Origin of the sequence: Streptomyces beigongshangae (genome assembly GCF_019710745.1) — a bacterium.
Lineage (GTDB): Bacteria > Actinomycetota > Actinomycetes > Streptomycetales > Streptomycetaceae > Streptomyces > Streptomyces beigongshangae.
The window spans coordinates 1-324 of the sequence record NZ_JAHKJW010000208.1; the positions used below are offsets into that span (position 1 = coordinate 1).

A 324-nucleotide genomic window follows, 5' to 3' on the forward strand; every position below is an offset into this window, starting at 1 on the left:
GTCCTGCTCCTGGAGCGGCTGTCGGACGCCCGCCGGGGCGGCCGCCCGGTACTGGCGGTGGTGCGGGGCAGCGCCGTCAACCAGGACGGAGCGAGCAACGGCCTGACCGCGCCGAACGGGCCCAGCCAGCAGCGGGTGATCCGCGCGGCACTCGCCGACGCGGGACTGTCGGCGAAGGACGTGGACGCGGTCGAGGCCCACGGCACCGGGACCACGCTGGGGGACCCCATCGAGGCGCAGGCGCTGCTCGCCACGTACGGCAGGGAACGCCCGGAGGGACGGCCGCTGTGGCTCGGCTCCCTCAAGTCCAACATCGGCCACACC

General features: G+C 75.3%; 1 pseudogene. It reads left to right on the top strand.

What is annotated here, in order from left to right:
- A pseudogene (locus KM933_RS38875) lies at window positions 1-324 on the top strand (polyketide synthase); the annotation flags it as partial.